Annotated in this window: 14 protein-coding genes; 7 read left to right on the forward strand and 7 right to left on the reverse strand. The window is 68.5% G+C overall.

Going from position 1 to position 17,143, the window contains the following annotated elements:
- Positions 1-20: 20 nt before the first annotated feature.
- Positions 21-494, reverse strand: coding sequence for a gamma-glutamylcyclotransferase family protein (locus SBI80_RS02765; protein ID WP_318972889.1), 474 nt, complete (start codon positions 492-494; stop codon positions 21-23).
- A gap of 68 nt (positions 495-562) precedes the next feature.
- On the opposite strand from SBI80_RS02765, the gene SBI80_RS02770 reads away from it, so the two are divergent.
- The 5 genes from SBI80_RS02770 (at position 563) to SBI80_RS02790 (ending at position 6,340) form a co-directional block, all read left to right on the forward strand.
- Complete coding sequence (locus SBI80_RS02770; protein ID WP_318972890.1) at positions 563-1,978, forward strand: NAD(P)H-quinone dehydrogenase; 1,416 nt, start codon at positions 563-565, stop codon at positions 1,976-1,978.
- 57 nt (positions 1,979-2,035) lie between these two features.
- Positions 2,036-3,781 (forward strand): glycerol-3-phosphate dehydrogenase/oxidase, encoded by a 1,746-nt coding sequence (locus SBI80_RS02775; RefSeq protein WP_318972891.1) that lies wholly within the window; start codon positions 2,036-2,038, stop codon positions 3,779-3,781.
- Positions 3,778-4,641: a pseudouridine synthase gene (locus tag SBI80_RS02780; RefSeq protein WP_318972892.1), complete on the forward strand. Its 864-nt coding sequence runs from the start codon at positions 3,778-3,780 to the stop codon at positions 4,639-4,641. Before SBI80_RS02775 ends, SBI80_RS02780 begins: the two co-directional genes overlap by 4 nt.
- Before the next feature lie 51 nt (positions 4,642-4,692).
- Positions 4,693-5,466 carry an SDR family NAD(P)-dependent oxidoreductase gene (locus SBI80_RS02785; RefSeq protein WP_318972893.1) on the forward strand — a complete coding sequence of 258 codons (774 nt, stop codon included), beginning with the start codon at positions 4,693-4,695 and terminating at the stop codon, positions 5,464-5,466.
- Positions 5,467-5,638: 172 nt separating this feature from the next.
- On the forward strand, positions 5,639-6,340 hold the full coding sequence (locus tag SBI80_RS02790; RefSeq protein WP_318972894.1) for a hypothetical protein: 702 nt from the start codon (positions 5,639-5,641) through the stop codon (positions 6,338-6,340).
- 14 nt (positions 6,341-6,354) lie between these two features.
- Here the strand turns inward: SBI80_RS02790 and SBI80_RS02795 are convergent, their stop codons facing one another.
- Together SBI80_RS02795 and SBI80_RS02800 are read right to left on the reverse strand one after the other, a co-directional pair.
- A complete protein-coding gene (locus tag SBI80_RS02795) occupies positions 6,355-7,602 on the reverse strand; it encodes a mechanosensitive ion channel family protein (RefSeq protein ID WP_318972895.1) in 1,248 nt (415 codons plus the stop codon).
- A gap of 276 nt (positions 7,603-7,878) precedes the next feature.
- A complete protein-coding gene (locus SBI80_RS02800) occupies positions 7,879-8,610 on the reverse strand; it encodes a TetR family transcriptional regulator (RefSeq protein ID WP_318972896.1) in 732 nt (243 codons plus the stop codon).
- Positions 8,611-8,678: 68 nt separating this feature from the next.
- Here SBI80_RS02800 and SBI80_RS02805 point away from each other — a divergent pair, with 68 nt between their 5' ends.
- Positions 8,679-9,758, forward strand: a complete 1,080-nt coding sequence (locus tag SBI80_RS02805; protein ID WP_318972897.1) for a ferredoxin reductase — start codon at positions 8,679-8,681, stop codon at positions 9,756-9,758.
- Positions 9,759-9,868: 110 nt separating this feature from the next.
- Complete coding sequence (locus SBI80_RS02810) at positions 9,869-10,939, forward strand: fatty acid desaturase family protein (RefSeq protein ID WP_318973653.1); 1,071 nt, start codon at positions 9,869-9,871, stop codon at positions 10,937-10,939.
- A gap of 27 nt (positions 10,940-10,966) precedes the next feature.
- On the opposite strand, the gene SBI80_RS02815 is transcribed toward SBI80_RS02810, so the two are convergent.
- The 4 genes from SBI80_RS02815 to SBI80_RS02830 form a co-directional block, all read right to left on the reverse strand.
- On the reverse strand, positions 10,967-12,676 hold the full coding sequence (locus tag SBI80_RS02815; RefSeq protein WP_318972898.1) for a DegT/DnrJ/EryC1/StrS family aminotransferase: 1,710 nt from the start codon (positions 12,674-12,676) through the stop codon (positions 10,967-10,969).
- Between the two features lie 4 nt (positions 12,677-12,680).
- The gene (locus SBI80_RS02820) at positions 12,681-13,706 is read right to left on the reverse strand and encodes an NAD-dependent epimerase/dehydratase family protein (RefSeq protein WP_318972899.1); all 1,026 of its coding nucleotides are present in this window, start codon (positions 13,704-13,706) and stop codon (positions 12,681-12,683) included.
- Between the two features lie 291 nt (positions 13,707-13,997).
- Positions 13,998-15,548, reverse strand: a complete 1,551-nt coding sequence (locus SBI80_RS02825; protein WP_318972900.1) for an FAD/NAD(P)-binding protein — start codon at positions 15,546-15,548, stop codon at positions 13,998-14,000.
- Between the two features lie 24 nt (positions 15,549-15,572).
- Positions 15,573-16,769 (reverse strand): alkane 1-monooxygenase, encoded by a 1,197-nt coding sequence (locus SBI80_RS02830; RefSeq protein ID WP_318972901.1) that lies wholly within the window; start codon positions 16,767-16,769, stop codon positions 15,573-15,575.
- Between the last annotated feature and the right edge of the window lie 374 nt (positions 16,770-17,143).

Consider the following 17,143-nt stretch of genomic DNA (forward strand, 5'->3'; position numbering starts at 1 on the left):
TCGGGGCGGTCGGTGACGGGTTAGGTGCCCGGGCCGACGTTCCCAGCGGGCCGGGTGCGCAGATCGTGGACGTACTCGGCGGGCGCACCGGCGATCTCGGCGGCCTCGGCCATCACCCCGAGGTAGCGGGCCGACGGGATGCCACCCTCCCACGCGTCGAGGACGTACAGCCAGGCGAGCACCGGATCGGTGTCGGTGTCGGAGGTCTCGCGATGCACGCGGCAGCGGATCTTCTTGTGGAAGCCGAGTTCGGAACCCTCCCAGCGGTCGAGGTTCTCCTCGTCCTCCTTGGTCATGTCGTAGAGCACGACGAAGACCTTGGACAGGGGGTCCTCGACGAGGGTCGCGAGGGCACCCTCCCAGCCGAGATCCGCGCCACCGAAGGTCAGACGCCAACCATGCAGCCAGCCCGTTCCCGCCATCGGCGAGTGGGGGGCGCGCTGCAGCATCTGCTCAGGATGCATGTTCGACCCGTAAGCGGCGTAGAGCGGCACGGGGGCAAGCCTAAGGGGTCGCGGGACTACTGGGCGATCGACTCGACCCACGGGGTTAGATGTACCCCGTGGCTACCCGAATCGTGATCATCGGCGGCGGTCCTGCCGGATATGAGGCCGCACTGGTCGCCGCGGGCCGCGGGCCCGACGTCGCGCAGGTCACCGTCATCGACTCGGACGGCATCGGCGGCGCCTGCGTGCTCTGGGATTGCGTGCCATCGAAGACGTTCATCGCGTCCACCGGCGTGCGCACCGAGCTGCGGCGCGCCGACGGACTCGGGTTCGACATCAAGATCGAGGACGCCAAGATCTCGCTGCCGCAGATCCACAATCGGGTCAAGACCCTGGCGCGGTCGCAGTCGGCGGACATCGGGTCCAATTTGCTGCGTGAGGGCGTCACGGTCGTGCACGGCCGCGGTGAACTCGTCGACGACAGCCCCGGCATGGCCCACCACCGTGTGAAGGTCACCACACCCGATGGCAAGGTGGGCGTACTCAAGGCCGACGTCGTACTCATCGCCACCGGTGCCCGCCCGCGGGTGCTGCCCCATGCGGTGCCCGACGGCGAGCGGATCCTGAACTGGCGTCAGCTCTACGACCTCACCGAGTTGCCCAAGCATCTGGTCATCGTCGGTTCTGGTGTCACGGGTGCCGAATTCTGCAATGCCTACACCGAGTTGGGCGTGCCGGTGACGGTGGTCGCCAGCCGCGACCAGATCCTGCCCCACGAGGACTCCGACGCCGCCGCGGTACTGGAGGAGACGTTCGCCGAGCGCGGCGTGAAGCTGGTCAAGAACGCCCGCGCCGACTCCGTGACGCGCACCAGGGACGGCGTCGTGGTCGCGATGGCCGACGGCCGCACGGTCGAGGGCAGCCACGCGCTGATGACGGTCGGGTCGGTGCCCAACACCGAGGGTTTGGGACTAGAGAGGGTCGGCATCGAGCTCGCTGCCGGCAATTATCTTTCGGTGGACCGGGTTTCGCGTACCACCGCGGCCGGGATCTATGCCGCCGGGGACTGCACCGGCCTGCTGCCGCTGGCCTCGGTGGCAGCCATGCAGGGCCGCATCGCGATGTATCACGCGCTCGGTGAGGGTGTGTCGCCCATCCGGTTGCGCACCGTCGCCGCGGCCGTGTTCACCCGTCCCGAGATCGCAGCGGTGGGGGTGCCGCAGACCGCGATCGACAACGGCTCGGTGCCGGCCCGCACGCTGATGCTGCCGCTGACCACCAACGCCAGGGCCAAGATGTCGCTGCTGCGCCGTGGCTTCGTGAAGATCTTCTGTCGCCCCGCGACCGGCGTCGTCATCGGTGGTGTCGTCGTGGCGCCGATCGCGTCGGAACTGATCCTGCCGATCGCACTGGCGGTGCAGAACCGGATCTCGGTGAGCGATCTGGCGCAGACGTTGTCGGTGTACCCATCGCTGTCGGGCTCGACGGTGGAAGCCGCTCGGCGCTTGATGGCCCACGACGATCTGGACTGAAGACACGTAGGCTCGCAGACGTACGCCTACCGGCCAGTAACTAGAGGAGTCCTTGGCGTGAGCGACCCGATCCCCGGTCCGGGCAACGGCCAGACCCTTCTCGGCCCCGAATGGCGATCCCAGTCGTGGGAACGTCTCGGAAGTGAGCAGTTCGACGTCGTCGTCATCGGTGGCGGCGTGGTGGGCGCTGGCGCCGCGCTGGACGCGGCCACCCGCGGTCTGAAGGTGGCGCTCGTCGAGGCCCGTGACTTCGCCTCCGGCACGTCGAGCCGGTCCTCGAAGATGTTCCACGGCGGCCTGCGCTATCTCGAACAGCTCGAATTCGGACTGGTACGCGAGGCGCTGCACGAACGCGAGCTCTCCTTGACGACCCTGGCGCCCCATCTGGTCAAGCCGCTGCCATTCCTGTTCCCGCTCACCAAGCGGCTGTGGGAGCGGCCCTACGTCGCCGCGGGCATCTTCCTCTACGACCAGCTGGGCGGTGCGAAATCCGTTCCCGCGCAAAAGCATCTGCTCAAGGCAGGTGCGCTGCGGCTGGCGCCCGGCCTGAAGCGCAGCTCGTTGATCGGTGGCATCCGCTACTACGACACCGTCGTCGACGACGCCAGGCACACCATGACCGTGGCGCGCACCGCGGCGCACTACGGGGCGGTGGTGCGCACCTCGACGCAGGTGGTGTCGCTGCTACGCGAGGGTGACCGCGTGACCGGCGTGCGGGTCCGTGATACCGAGGACGGTGCGCTGACCGACGTCCGCGGCCACGTGGTGGTCAACGCCACCGGCGTGTGGACCGACGAGATCCAGGCGCTGTCCAAGCAACGCGGTCGCTTTCGCGTGCGTGCCTCCAAGGGCGTGCACATCGTGGTGCCCCGCGACCGCATCGTCAGCGAGGTGGCGATCATCCTGCGCACCGAGAAGTCGGTGCTGTTCGTCATTCCGTGGGGCACGCACTGGATCATCGGCACCACCGACACCGACTGGAACCTCGACCTCGCGCACCCCGCGGCCACCAAGGCCGACATCGACTACATCCTCGGACACGTCAACGAGGTGCTCGCCACACCGCTGAACCACGACGACATCGACGGCGTCTACGCGGGCTTGCGGCCGCTACTGGCCGGTGAGAGCGAGGAGACCTCCAAGCTCTCCCGCGAGCATGCGGTGGCCTCCCCGTCCCCGGGTCTGGTGGCGATCGCCGGCGGCAAGTACACCACCTACCGGGTGATGGGGGAGGACGCCATCGATGCGGCCAGCCAGTTCATCCCGACCAGGGTGGCGCCGTCGATCACCGAGAAGGTGCCGCTCGTGGGCGCCGACGGCTACTTCGCGCTGATCAACCAGACCGAGCACGTCGGTGCGCACTACGACCTGCATCCGTACCGGGTGCGCCACCTGCTGGACCGCTATGGCTCGCTGATCGGCGAGGTGCTCGCAATGGCCGAGGGGCGCCCGGAGCTCTTGGCGCCCATCACCGAAGCGCCCGTCTACCTCAAGGTCGAGGCCTGGTATGCCGCTGCGGCGGAGGGTGCGCTACACCTCGAGGACATCCTGGCCAGGCGCATGCGCATCTCGATCGAGTACCCGCACCGCGGCGTCGACTGCGCCCGTGAGGTCGCCGAAGTGGTTGCGCCCGTTCTTGGTTGGAGTCCCGAGGACGTCGAACGCGAGGTGGCCATCTATCTGGCCCGGGTCGAGGCCGAGGTGCTCTCTCAGACCCAGCCCGACGACGAGTCCGCCGATGCGTTGCGCGCCGCCGCGCCCGAGGCGCGCGCCGAGATCCTCGAGCCCGTCCCGCTGACGTGAGGCGACCCGCGCCGCTTCCGGTGCGCGACGGCCTCGGCCCCGCCCGGGTGCGGTTGCGGGGCGGCGCCGTGCTGGTCGAGCTCGCCGACCGCTTCGGCGAGGACGCGGCCGCCAAAGTCCTTGCTGGAGAGGTCGTCTGCGCGGACGGTTCGATCGTGACCGCCTCGACGGTGCTCGCGCCCAACAGTCACGTCTACCTGTACCGCGACCTGCCCGCCGAGGTGGAGGTGCCGTTCGACGTTCCGGTGCTGTACCGAGACGGCGACGTCGTGGTGGTCGACAAGCCGCACTTCCTTGCCACCATGCCGCGCGGCGGCTACGTCGCGCAGACCGCGCTGGTGCGGTTGCGCCGCTCGCTGGACCTGCCGGAGCTGAGCCCTGCGCACCGTCTCGACCGGTTGACCGCCGGGGTGCTGCTGTTCACCGTCCGGCGCGACGTACGCGGCGCCTACCAGACGATGTTCGCGCGGGGTGAGGTGCGCAAGACCTACCTGGCGCGCGCGGCGGTCGACCCCGGATTGGCCCTGCCCGCGGTGCTGTCCAGCCGAATCGTCAAGCAGCGCAGCCGGTTGCAGGCCTTCGAGGAGGCCGGCGAGCCCAACGCAGAGACGCTCGTCGAGCTGGTCTCGCCAGACGGGGTGTACCGGCTGACGCCACGGACCGGGCGCACGCACCAGCTGCGCGTGCACATGGCATCCCTCGGGCTGCCGCTGATCAACGACCCGCTCTACCCGCACGTGCGCGACGTGGCGCCGGACGACTTCTCCCGCCCGCTCGCCCTGCTGGCGCACACCCTGGAGTTCGACGATCCGCTGACCGGCCGGCCGCGCCGGTTCGAGAGTGCCCGGCCGTTGCCCTGATCGTGGCGAGATGAGGCCTGCGTCGAACTGAAACGTGTTCTACTGGCCAGCGTGGATCGCACGACATTCGACGCACTGTTCGACATGACCGGCCGCACCGTGATCGTGACCGGTGGCACCCGGGGCATTGGCCTGGCGATGGCGGAGGGTTTCGCGCTCGCCGGTGCCAACGTGGTCGTCGCCAGCCGCAAGGCCGACGCCTGTGATGAGGCCGCCGAGCACCTGCGCGCCCTGGGGGGTGGGAAGGCCATCGGAGTGCCCGCCCACGTCGGTGCACTCGAGGATCTCGACGTCCTGGTGGGCCGAACCGTGGCCGAGTTCGGCGGTGTCGACGTGGTGGTCAACAACGCGGCGAACGCGCTCGCTGAACCGCTGGGCTCGCAGTCGGCACAGGCGTGGGCGAAGTCCAACGAGGTCAACGTGCGAGGGCCGGTGTTCCTCGTGCAGGCCGCGCTGCCGCATCTGAAGGCGAGCAGTCACGCCGCGGTGCTCAACGTGGTGTCGGTGGGCGCCTTCCTGTTTGCCCCCGGTCTGTCGATGTACGCGGCGGCCAAGGCGGCGATGATGTCCTACACGCGGTCGATGGCAGCCGAGTTCGCGGGTGACGGCATCCGCGTCAACGCACTCGCTCCCGGACCCGTCGACACCCACATGATGCGGCAGAACCCGCAGCAGGCGATCGATCACATGGTGGCGGGCACGCTGTTGAAGCGACTCGCCTCGCCGGACGAGATGGTCGGTGCCGCACTGCTGTTGTGCTCGGATGCCGGTAGCTACATCACGGGCACCGTCGTCATCGTCGACGGGGGCGGCACACCCCGCTGACCCTCTCACCCCGGCCGAGCGTGGAGAGGAAGCACGCAACTCACCGCGACGGCGTGCAGCTACTGCACACACACTCGACGGGGATCAATATTGCGTAAGTATCGGCGCGCACGACGTCAGGGTTGCGTATGCGATCGCTTCGGACGTCGCGACGGGGCGTACTCCTGAAGGCATGCCCATTGCCGTCGATGCGCCAGAGGCGATTCCGCTCTCGCTGCAGACCTCCATCCAACTCGTCCGCCGCGTGGTGACGGGCGCCGGTTACGACGTACCCGGCGCCGCGCTGGACGACCCGACCGTGACGGCCTGGGTCCGCGAGCACGGTGCGACGGTCACCGCCCACGACGACGACGAGCTGGACCTGGTGCAGTACAGCGGCATTCGTCCCAGCCAGATCGTGTTCAGGTGCGGCACCAGAACCGACACGGTACGACGAGCCGTGAAACTCGGGGTGTTCCGGTTCGTGGTCTGCACACCGGCGCAAATCGCCGGCCTGACCGCGTGCACCGAGCGGACGAGCTATCTCTACCTCGACGAGCATTCGCCCCTGGTGCTCGGCGACCGTCGCCTGCGGGTCATTGGTCTGCTTGGCGAAGTCGACGACTCCGACGGCGCCGTGGAGTGGGCCTCGGTGGCCGAGCGACTGCTGTGCCGGATGGCGCTGCTGAAGACCTGTGGCAACCCGACCAGGCGCATCATGCTCAGCGGCGGCTCCACCGACATCTGGCTGAAGGGCCAAGTCCCGCAATTGACCTCGATCGCGCATGCCATCGACGACGCGCTCCGCGAGGGCTGCGAGCGCTGGCAGTTGCCGAGGCCGGCGGTGACGCTGGCGTCATCGATGGTCTCGGGACGGGTGAGCACGGCGGCGTGAGCCCGCCCGGTCGGCTATCCGCCGTCGTAGCGCACCCGACCGTCGAATCCCGCCGCGCCCGCGCCGTTGACGCTCTCGGCCATCGCTTCGCCGTGGTCGAAGACGCGTCCCCGCCGCTCGGCGTCGCTGCTGCCGCTGAACAGCGACGCGTCGGACAGGTCGCCGGGTGCGGTGACGTCCCTGTTCTCGAGCGCCGATGCCCGGCCGCCGAATTGCTCGACCCGCCAACGGGGCAGCGCGCCGGGGTTGGTGTGCTGCAGCCAGGTGGTGATGCCTTCGCGGACGTGGCAGCGCAGATCGAACAGCGCAGGCGCGTTCGACGCGCTGACCAGAATGCGCACGCGCAGGTATCCGCCGACGCAGTCGGTCACCTGCACGACGCCGACGCGGCCGTCCCACAGCTCGTCGGCGGACAGCAGCCGGTCGAGCTCCGCGCGCATCGCATCGATCGGCACCGTGAAGTCGAGGTCGAACTCGGCGGTGCCGAGTAGTTCGGTGGCGTTGCGCGTCCAGTTCTGGAACGGCTTGGTCGTGAAGTAGGTACACGGCAGCACCAGGCGGCGCTCATCCCACAGATGCACGACGACGTAGGTGAGGGTGATCTCCTCGATCCGGCCCCACTCGTCCTCGAGCACCACGACGTCGCCGACGCGGATCGCATCGGAGAACGCGATCTGGATGCCGGCGAACACCGCGCCGAGCGAGGTTTGAGCGGCCAGACCCGCCACGACCGACAGCACACCCGCGGAGGCGAACAGCGTCTTGCCGACGTCGGTGAACGACGGGAAGGTCATCAGCGCCGAGGAGAGCCCGAACAGCACGATGATCGCGATGACGACGCGGCGCATCACCGTTACCTGGGTCCGCACCTTGCGTCGGTGGCGGTCGGCGTCGGTCATCGCGTCGTCCCCGCCGCCGAACTTGGCGATCGCTTGCCGTTCGGCGACGCGCACCAGACTCGCCACCACCCAGGTGGTCGCAGCGATCAACAGGATCAGCAGGGCATGGTCTACCCAGCCGCGCCAGGACGCGGACGGGGGCACGGCCCGCTTCACGACGATGCTGGCGGCGATGACCATCAGCGTCGCCCGGCCCGGAATGCGGGTGAACCTGGCGACGTCGGTGATCAGCGTGCTGTGCCGACCGATGCGCTGCAGCACCCAGGAGAGCATCACTCCCAGGAAGTAGGCGGCGACCACGGCGGCGCACACCCACGCGATCGGCACGGCGACGTCGGTCATCGAGGTGAATCCCTCAGACATTGGACTCTCTGCTCCCGTAGCTCGGGGTCGGGGGGTCGCCTTCCGACGCTACGGGAGGTATCGGCGTCCGTCGAATCGGCGGGGATCGGTCGGATGCGCCCGATGAGAGCGGTCTCACAGTTTGAAAACCGTTCAGCCGCTTGCCATTCGCGATCTCAGCTGGCTTCATCATCACCGAAGGCGGGCCGTCCGGCGGCGATTGACCGGCGCCGAACCGAATAAGATTCGGCCGCATGACCTTTCGAGCAGGTACGACGCAAGCCGACTGACAGCGCCTCAGCCCAGCAGTGGGCCCGCATCCTCACTGCGCCATCCGGTGATGCCGACGATGATCAGCCGCAGCTGCTTGACCGCGGTATTCCTGATGTCGTCCAGCGCGGCCTGATCGGGTGCGTCCTCGATGGCTTCGGCGATCGAGATCATCGCGTTGACGAACAGGCTGGACAGCATGTTGAGGTCCTCGGCGCTCCAGTCATTCAGACCGGGAAACCGGGTCAGGTCGATCGCCAGCTCCGAGGTGATCAGGCGGATCTCGGTGCGGATCGCGTAGCGCAGGACGGTGACGCCGCTGTTGCGTTCCCGGCCGATGAAACGCCAGTGCTCCCGGCGTTCGTTGACACCGGCGATGAGGATGTCGACAGTCGACTCGATCACCCGGCTGGGATCCAGCTTGCCCGCACGTGCACCCCGCAGCATGTCCCGCAGGGCGCGGAACGACTCGTCGATGAGCACCAGGCCGAGGGCTTCCATCGAGTCGAAGTGGCGGTAGAAGGCGGCGGGCACGATGCCTGCCTCGCGGGTCACCTCGCGCAGGCTGAGTGCGCTGAAGCTGCGTTCCTCCAGCAGCTTGAGGGCGGCCGCCACGATGGCCCGGCGGGTCGCTTCCTTGCGCTCCTCGCGCGACGGGGTGTCCCGGGCGGAGCGTGAACTGCGCCGTCTGTCGTCCTCACGGCCGGGTGTCGAGCGTCCCGGGCGAGACGATCGTGAACTGGGCGTACGTTCGTTCACTATGTGAAACCTAACACAACCTGGTCGAATCCATTGACGAGCAGCGCCGATCGGCGCACGGTATACACATGTTCACTCAAACGAAGACGCTGAGCCTGCGGGACCGGTTGTTGCGGTCGCCGCTGGTCGACCTGCTCACCGGACCACACGGCGTCGATCGGTACACGGAGCTCGTAGAGCCCACGTGGACGCTGGGCGACGCTCGCGCCAAGATCGTCGAGGTCCGTCGCCAGACGCCCCGCAGCGTCACCCTCACCCTGCAACCCAACGCGGCGTTCGCCGCCGGGCCGGCGCTGCGCGCCGGTCAGCACGTCAACCTCACCGTCGAGGTGAACGGCCGTCGGCAGACCCGCTGCTACTCGCCCGCCAACGCCGAGGGCACGTCGCTCCTCGAGCTCACCATCGGCGTGCACGACGAGGGCCGGGTCTCCCAGTACCTGTTCCGCCACGCCCGGCCGGGCATGGTGGTCGGTCTCGACGGTGTGGGCGGCGACTTCACCCTGCCGGCCCTGCGTCCGCGACGCGTGCTGTTCGTCTCCGGCGGCAGCGGCATCACCCCGGTGCTGTCGATGCTGCGCACCCTGGTCGCCGAGGACGCCGACCCGGATCGGGAGATCACCTTCGTGCACTACGCTCGCACCCCGGACGAGGCCTGTTACCGGGCCGAACTCGACGCGATGCCGGGTGTGCGCGTGCTGCACGGCTACTCCCGGTCGCCCGAGGCAGGCGACCTGACGGGGTACTTCGGCGCCGGTCATGTCGATAGCATGCCCGAACCCGACGCGGTCTACGTGTGCGGCCCACCGGCCCTGGTCGACGCCGTGCGCGAGCTGTTCCCCGACGCAGCCTTCGAATCCTTCGTCCCGCCGGTGTTCGCGGTGCCCGACGAGGCATCCGGAGGCACCGTGGCCTTCGCCGACAGCGGCATCGACGTCCTCGACGACGGCCGTTCCCTGCTGGAGCAGGCCGAGGCGGCAGGACTGACGCCCGAGAGCGGGTGCCGCATGGGCATCTGCCACACCTGCACCCGCCGCAAGACCAGCGGCGCGGTGAAGAACCTCGTCACCGGCGCCGTCTCCACGGCCGATGAGGAGGACGTGCAGATCTGCGTGTCCGTTCCCGTCGGTGACGTCGAACTCGCCCTCTAACCCATCCCACCGAGAAGGAGTGCCACATGACTGCGATGCTCGAAAAGCCCGCCCTCGAGGCCGAGGTCGCCGAGGTGCTGCCCCAGCCCGTTGCACAGGCCATCACCAAGATGGTGCGCGGCAAGCCCGTCACCATGACCCCCGAGATGGCCGACGCCTTCGGCCGTGAACTCGACGAACTGCGCGAACGCGTCGTCGCCGATCTCGGCGAACGCGACGCCAACTACATCCGCAACGTGATCAAGGCCCAGCGCGCACTCGAGGTCGGCGGCCGTGCCTTGCTGTTCGCCGGCGTCCTGCCGCCCGCCTGGATCGCCGGCACCGCCATGCTCGCGGCGTCCAAGATCCTGGACAACATGGAGATCGGCCACAACGTCATGCACGGCCAGTACGACTGGATGGGCGACCCCGCGCTGACCAGCCGCAACTTCGAGTGGGACTCGGCGTGCCCCAGCGACCAGTGGCGCCACTCGCACAACTACATGCACCACACCTACACCAACATCGTCGACATGGACCGCGACATCGGCTACGGCATCCTGCGGATGAGCGAGGATCAGCGCTGGGTGCCCTACTACTACGGCAACCCGGTGTACGCGTTCCTGCTGATGATCCTCTTCCAGTACGGCGTGGCGCTGCACGAGCTGGAGACCGAGCGCATCCGCTCCGGTGAGATCTCGATCGCCGACAAGCGCGAGACGCTCAAGGGCATCTGGCGCAAGGTCAAGAAGCAGACGCTGAAGGACTACGTCGCCTTTCCGCTGCTGGCCGGCCCGTTCGCGCCGTGGGTGTTCACCGGCAACCTGACCGCCAACCTGATCCGCAACGTGTGGTCCTACGCGATCATCTTCTGCGGGCACTTCCCGGACGGCACCCAGGAATTCAGCAAGGAGGAGACCGCCAACGAGACTCGAGGCATGTGGTACTTCCGCCAGATCCTCGGCTCGGCGAACCTCACCGGCGGCAAGTGGTTCCACGTGATGAGCGGCAACCTGTCGTTCCAGATCGAGCACCACCTGTTCCCCGACATCCCCGCGTTCCGGCATGCCGAGATCTCGGTCGAGGTCCAGGACATCTGCGAGCGGTACGGCATCCCGTACAACACGGGCCCGCTGCCCAAGCAGTTCGCGACCGTCGTGCGGAAGATCTTCTCGCTGGCCCGCAAGCCGACCGCCGCATGAGGGGGACGCAGGGGCCTGGCCGGAAGGTCAGGCTCCTGCGGTCAGGTCCTCGAGTTCGTCTCGCAGGACGCCGATCACGTATTCGGCGGTCGACTGCGGCAACTCGTTGGTGATCGGCAGCGACAGCATGCAGTCGGCCAGCTGATCGGTCACCTCGAGGGGGGTGCGCACCAGATGCTTGAACGGCGCCATGACGTGCACGGGCCGGAAGTACGGGCGCGTCTCGATCCGGTTGCGCAGCAGGCGGTCGGCCAGCTCGTCGCGCAGCCGAGGGGATTCGACGACCAGCACGACGTCCTTGGCGGTGCCCACGCGATCGGCCTGCCGATGCGGGACGACGCGCAGGTGCTTCAGGTCGGCCAGCCCCTCCTCGTAGATCGTGGCGGTCCGGCGTCGGGCGGCCAGCCAGCCGTCGAGCAGGTCGATTCCGGCCAGCGCCAGACCGGCAGGCCATTCCGCAAGTCGCCCGTTGACGCCGGCCGCAACGCAGGAGAAGGTCTCGTCGAGGCCGTAGCGGCCGATCTCGCGCAGCCGGGCCTCGGCCTCGTCGTCGTGCAGGCTCAGGAAGCCGCCCTCACCCGCGGAGAGCACCTTGGTGCTGCTGAGGCTGAACATCTCCATGTCGCCGTAGGTGCCCACCTTGCGGTCGCCGATCGTGGCGCCGAGCGCAGCGGCGGCGTCGGTGATCAGGAACGCCCCGCAGTCGCGCGCCAGGTCCTCGATGGCAGCCATGTCGCACGGTGCGCCATGCGCCAGGACCGGGGATAGCGCGAGGGTGCGGTCGGTGATCATCGGTGCCATGGTCGCCGCCGAGGCGCACAGGTTGTCCGGTTCGACGTCGCAGAACACGGGTACGAGCCCGGCTCGTACGACGGAGTTGACCGTGGACGGGAACGTGTAGCTGGGCAGTACCACCTCGGTGCGGTCGCTGCGCTGGTTGGCCGCGAAGATCATCGCCATCCCCAGCGCGGTGTCGCCGCTGGCCGCCGTGATCACGTGCCGCGCGCCGATGTACTCCGCCAGCCCCTGCTCGAGGGCGGCGTTGAGCGGGCCGTGGTTCGACAGCCGTCGCGACGAGGCGATCTCGTCGACCAGTTCGTGCAGCCGCTCGGTCGGGGGCAGTGACGGCATGGACACCCGGACCCGGCCGGTGACGTCGTCACCCCGGGACACCACGTTGGCGGCGTCGACGACGGCGAGGCGGGCACCCTTGCCGAACAGGGCGGCCCATGTCGAGCCCTCGCCCGACTCGTCTCCCCACGCGCTGGTGAAGCTGATCGCGGCCGGATGGGGCACGTCCCTTCCCGCTGCGACGCCGGCCGGGTCGAAGTTGACCTCGGACCGCTCACCGGTGTTCGGATCGCAGAACGCCGCGGCGCAATAGACGACGTCGGCATCGTGGTCGGCGAGGGCGTCCAGGCTGGCGCGGAGGTGACCGGGCAGGTACTCGGAGTCTTCGTCGAGCACGCTCAGCACCGCACCGCGGGCCAGCTCCCTGGCGCGGTCGAATGCCCCTGCCCGGGTGCCGGTGATCTCCTCGTAGCGGATCCTTGGATCGTCGAACTGGGCTACCGCGGCACGCATCCGCGCGTTGTCCGCGTGTTCGCTGACGACGACGAGTTCCCAATCCCCGTGCGTCTGCGCGAGCACCGACGGGATGGCGTAGTGCGCCACGGCATGGGGCCGGTCACCGCATGGCAGCAGGACGCTCACCAATCCGCTTCGGTCACTTGCCATCTGCTTAGTCACTCCACCGAAGGTCATCGCCGAGCTCTCCTCGCTCCAGTAGGTGCTGCAGTCGCCGGGCTCGGTTGCTGCCGGATGCCGATGCGTGTTCCTGCCACGTCGCGCGGCCTAGGCCATCGACCACCTCGGCCAACCCGTCCTCGATGCTCACCGAGGGCCCCGGGCAGATCCGGCGCAGCCGGCCGGCGTTCACCCGGTAGTGCCGGGCGTCGGTGGAGGCGGGGTGGCGCACGATGCGGCTGCCAGGAACCCGCGTCCGCACCATCTCGGCGATCTGTGCGATCGAGTAGCCCTCGGAGGCATCCGCGACGTTGAAGACCTGGCCGCGCATCTCGTCCTCATCCGACTTCAGGACGTCCAGGATGGCCGCCGCGGCGTCGCGGACGTGCAGCAGGGGCCGCGACTGCTCACCCGAGCCGTGCAGCGTGATCTCCCCGGTCGTGTGGGCGGCCGCGACCATGGTGTTCACCACCAGATCGCTGCGCAGGTTGGGGGAGAGCCCGTACAACGTGGCGAACCTCAGGATCGTAGGGGCGAACGTCGACGACGCCTCGCCCCGAATGCCGGCTTCGGCCGCCAGCTTGGACCTCGCGTAGGTCGAGACCGGTGCGCATCGGGACCGCTCGTGCGAGATGCGATTCGGCGCCGAGCCGTACACGCTGCAGCTGGACGCGAAGACGAATCGCGGCACGCCCGCGCTCTTGACCAACTGGGCGAATTCGATGGCGGACGCACCGTTCAGGCGGCCCGTCTGATCGGTCCGCAGATCGCACGCGGCATCGCTGGAAATCGCGGCCAGGTGGACCACTGCATCATGGCCGGACAAGTCCTCGGCACGAATGTCGCGAAAGTCCGACCGCTTCGTCGACGTGCGCTCACCCGAGGGTGCCCCGGCACCGTCAGCAATCGAATGCTGGTAGAGGTCGAGGTCGACGCCGCTAATCGACCAACCGGTGTCGCGGCCCCGCTGTGCGAGCACCGAGCCCAGGAAGCCCCGGATGCCGGTGACCAGGATCCTCACGATGCAGTCCGACGGTGACGGCCCCGCCGGCTCGCGCCGGGCGCACCCGTGGAGTTCATGAAATCTCCTGGTGAGAGTCGGTGGATGGGACATTCGTCGATATGGCGATCAACGAAGTCCGGCTAAGTTGGCACGGGTCCACGTCGAGCTCTCGATGCCTCGTCAGTGTGCCAATGGTCATGTCGATCCGCAAGCGAGACACCGCCGGGTAGGCAAACTTTCCGAACCAATTTCCGATCCCGCGATGGCGAATCTGGCCACGCCCGGCGAGAGTTTCCTGAGCGGACGCCATCACGGCGCCCCGAGGATCTCGGCCTCGAACTCGCGCACCATGAACCGGGCAGCCGCTGGAGCCACCCCCATGATTCGGCGCACGCTCTCGGCGTGCCAAATGAGCATGCTGCGGTTGGCATTTCCGGCGAGCAACGGACCGACCACGTAGAGGTGGGGGGCGGCCCGAAATCGATCGTCCACGCGCAACCCGGCATTCGAGCTCGACGCCTCGGCGAGACCGTCCCGCAGCAGCTGCCGCAGCAGCGGGTCGCGAGTGTCCGCCACGCCCTCGAACCCGACGGCACCCACGATGGCGCCGAACCGTCCGTCGAGCATGGCGTGGCGGCCCCGCTCGTCGGTCGCGGTGACGCGGAAGTGCGATTCCTCGCGGCGGCTGCCCACGTAGCGGCCCGTCTCGAACGTCAGCGTGCCCGACCGGACGTCGGATTCGACGACGTCGACGGCGTCACCACAGTCCTGGCGGAGCAGCCGGCTGATCGCCAGGCCGTACCGTTCGGCGATGGCGGCACGGTCGGCGTCATCGAGGTAACCGAGGAAGCCGGGGACGGCATCGGCCAATCCGGGAACCGTCGCCAGATCCGAGCCGGCAGCCACGGCCGTCCGCAGATCGGCGTGCACGGCCTGGTAGAGCTGCGCCGCGGTGACTCGCGCACCCCGTTCGGCCGCGCTGCGCAACTGGGACGTCGCGCTCAGGGTGGCGACCTCGTCGGGGCTGCGGCGGCGCCAGTGACGGGGTCGCCCGCTGGGCGACAGCACCGTGACACGCGCTCGCAGTTCGTCGACGATCCGATGGCTTGCCGTGACGAATTCGAGGGCCGTCGCGTTTGCGCCGACCACGAGGACGTGGCGGGTGTCGACGGGCAGGTCCAGCAGTCTGCGGCGCACCGCAGCCAGGGTCGCGTCGAGCCCGGGGTCGTAGGCGTCGTGCACGATGCCGTCGGTCGTTTCGTCGTCGCAGGGCAGGCGGCGCGCCGGAGGGGATCCCACGGTCAGTACGACGGCGCCGGCGTCGAGCTCAACGCGTCGGCCGCCGGCGTCGCGGGCGCCGACGACGTGCCGGTCGCCGGTGCGTTCGATGGAGGTGACGTCGCCGGTGACCAGCTCGCATTCGGCCACCCCGGCGGCCCGTGCGTCCCGAATCGCCCGGTCGACCTGCTCTTGGAGGTATCGGCCGTACAGCCGGCGCGGCACGAACAGGTCGTCCCACCCGTTCGTGGCGATCGCGGCGCGGTGACGGTACAGCCAGGCCGGGTCGGCGATCGCTGGCACGACGTCGTGCCTGCCGGCGACCAGCCACGCGACGAAGCGGGCACGCTCGTCGTCGGGCAGGAACCGTCTCAGCGTCGAGAGGGTGAGCGACGCTCGGCCCGATCGGTCGCCGTAGGCGATGCCCGTGAAGAACCGACGATCGCGATCGAAGACGACGATCCGCACCGGACGCCCGCGCTGGCGTTGCGGTGCCGCGAGTTCTGCGAGTAGCGCGAGCAGGGTGTGCGCACCCGAGGTGCCGGCCCCGACGATGGCCAGATCGGCCGTCTCCGCGGACACCTCAGGAGCCTCGGGAGCCGGTATTCACGCGGCCAGTGGGTATCGGTCCCGCAGACGCTTCTCGTGACGCGGGTTCACTGCGGCCAGGCTGACGTCACCGCCGTAGTGGGCCACCACCCGCGGGTCCATCACCCGTCGCCAGAGCGGCGGGACGCTGGCCAGGAGCAGCATGGCGGTGTAGCCGGCGGGCAACTGCGGGGCTTCGTCGTCGTGGCGGAGGGCCTGGTACCTGCGAGCCGGGTGGGCGTGGTGGTCGGAATGCCGCTGCAGGTGGAACAGCAGGAGGTTGGCAACCACGGTGTTGTTGTTCCAGCTGTGCGACGGCCGGACCCGTTCGTAGCGCCCGTTGGGCCGCCGCTGGCGCCGTAGACCGTAGTGCTCGATGTAGTTGATCGCCTCGAGCAGGCAGATGCCTACGACGGCCTGGCCGACGAGCCAGGGCAGGACCTCGAGGCCGAAGAGGGCGACGAGCGCGCCGAACAGGACCGCCGACACGAGCCAGGCATTGAGGGCGTCATTGCGCAGATCCCAGGCGGGCAGCCCCGAACGACGGAGGCGACGGCGCTCCAGTTGCCATGCGCAGCGCACGCTTCCGGCGACCGACCGCGGGATGAACAGGTAGAGGCTCTCGCCCATCCGCGAGCTGGCCGGGTCCTCGGGAGTGGCGACGCGAACGTGGTGGCCGCGGTTGTGGGCGACGAAGAAGTGGCCGTAGCAGGCCTGTGCCAGGGCGAGCTTGCTCAACCGCTGTTCGACCCTGGCCCGCTGGTGGCCGAGTTCATGGGCGGCGTTGATGGCGACGCCGCCGATGCCGCCGATGGTCACCATCAAACCGATCCGGTCGACCGTCCCGAGCGCGACGCCGCCACCGCCGCTCCACACCCAGCAGGCCAGCGCCAGCGAAGCGTATTGGATGGGGAGGTAGAGGTAGGTGGCCCAGCGGTAGAAGCGGTCGTCCTCGAGTCGGGCCAGAGCGCTCTCCGGCGGGTTCTCGTCGTCCCGGCCGACGGCGTAGTCGAGGACCGGCAGGATCACGAACGTCACGATCGGACCGAGCCACCAGAAGACGCCGGAGCCCGTCAGGTACACCCCGAACCAGGCGAAGAGGAAGACCGTGGGAACCACCAAGCCAAGTAGCCAGAGGTATCTCTTGGGGTCGCGCCACTGCGCGACCATGATCACCGTGCGATTGGGCTGCTCCGCCAGCTGGGGATATGGCATGCCGACGCTCCAATCACCGTAGAAATCAGAATCCAGTTAATCCACGTATCTGGGGCAGAGTACCGTAAATCCAGGCAAGCACCCGCGGAACGCGGCGAGGCTTCGATCTTGGCAATTGCCGGTCGGGCGCGCGCCCGGGCGATGTTCTCCGGTAAGGAGGTGTAATACGTTGTCCAACAAGATCTTTGATGTACCTGTCGAGGTGGCCCGGACCGGGATGGTGCGATCCGTCAAACCACGGCGCACGGCTACACTGCCATTCGATGGGCGGTGCTAGCTTGGAACGACCTGAAAACTAGCTAACGAAATTGTGGAACATGACTTTGATTGGTCACAGCGTGGGCATTGAATTCGGGAAATGGTATGGAATTCCC

This window comes from Mycolicibacterium sichuanense, assembly GCF_033741125.1.
In the GTDB taxonomy this organism is placed as follows: Bacteria; Actinomycetota; Actinomycetes; order Mycobacteriales; family Mycobacteriaceae; genus Mycobacterium.

Coding starts and splice junctions, on each gene's coding strand:
- SBI80_RS02790 (WP_318972894.1), top strand. CDS start 5,639: ATGCCCATTGCCGTCGATGCGCCAGAGGCGATTCCGCTCTCGCTGCAG.
- SBI80_RS02795 (WP_318972895.1), bottom strand. CDS start 7,602: ATGTCTGAGGGATTCACCTCGATGACCGACGTCGCCGTGCCGATCGCG.
- SBI80_RS02805 (WP_318972897.1), top strand. CDS start 8,679: ATGTTCACTCAAACGAAGACGCTGAGCCTGCGGGACCGGTTGTTGCGG.
- SBI80_RS02810 (WP_318973653.1), top strand. CDS start 9,869: ATGGTGCGCGGCAAGCCCGTCACCATGACCCCCGAGATGGCCGACGCC.
- SBI80_RS02815 (WP_318972898.1), bottom strand. CDS start 12,676: ATGGCAAGTGACCGAAGCGGATTGGTGAGCGTCCTGCTGCCATGCGGT.
- SBI80_RS02830 (WP_318972901.1), bottom strand. CDS start 16,769: ATGCCATATCCCCAGCTGGCGGAGCAGCCCAATCGCACGGTGATCATG.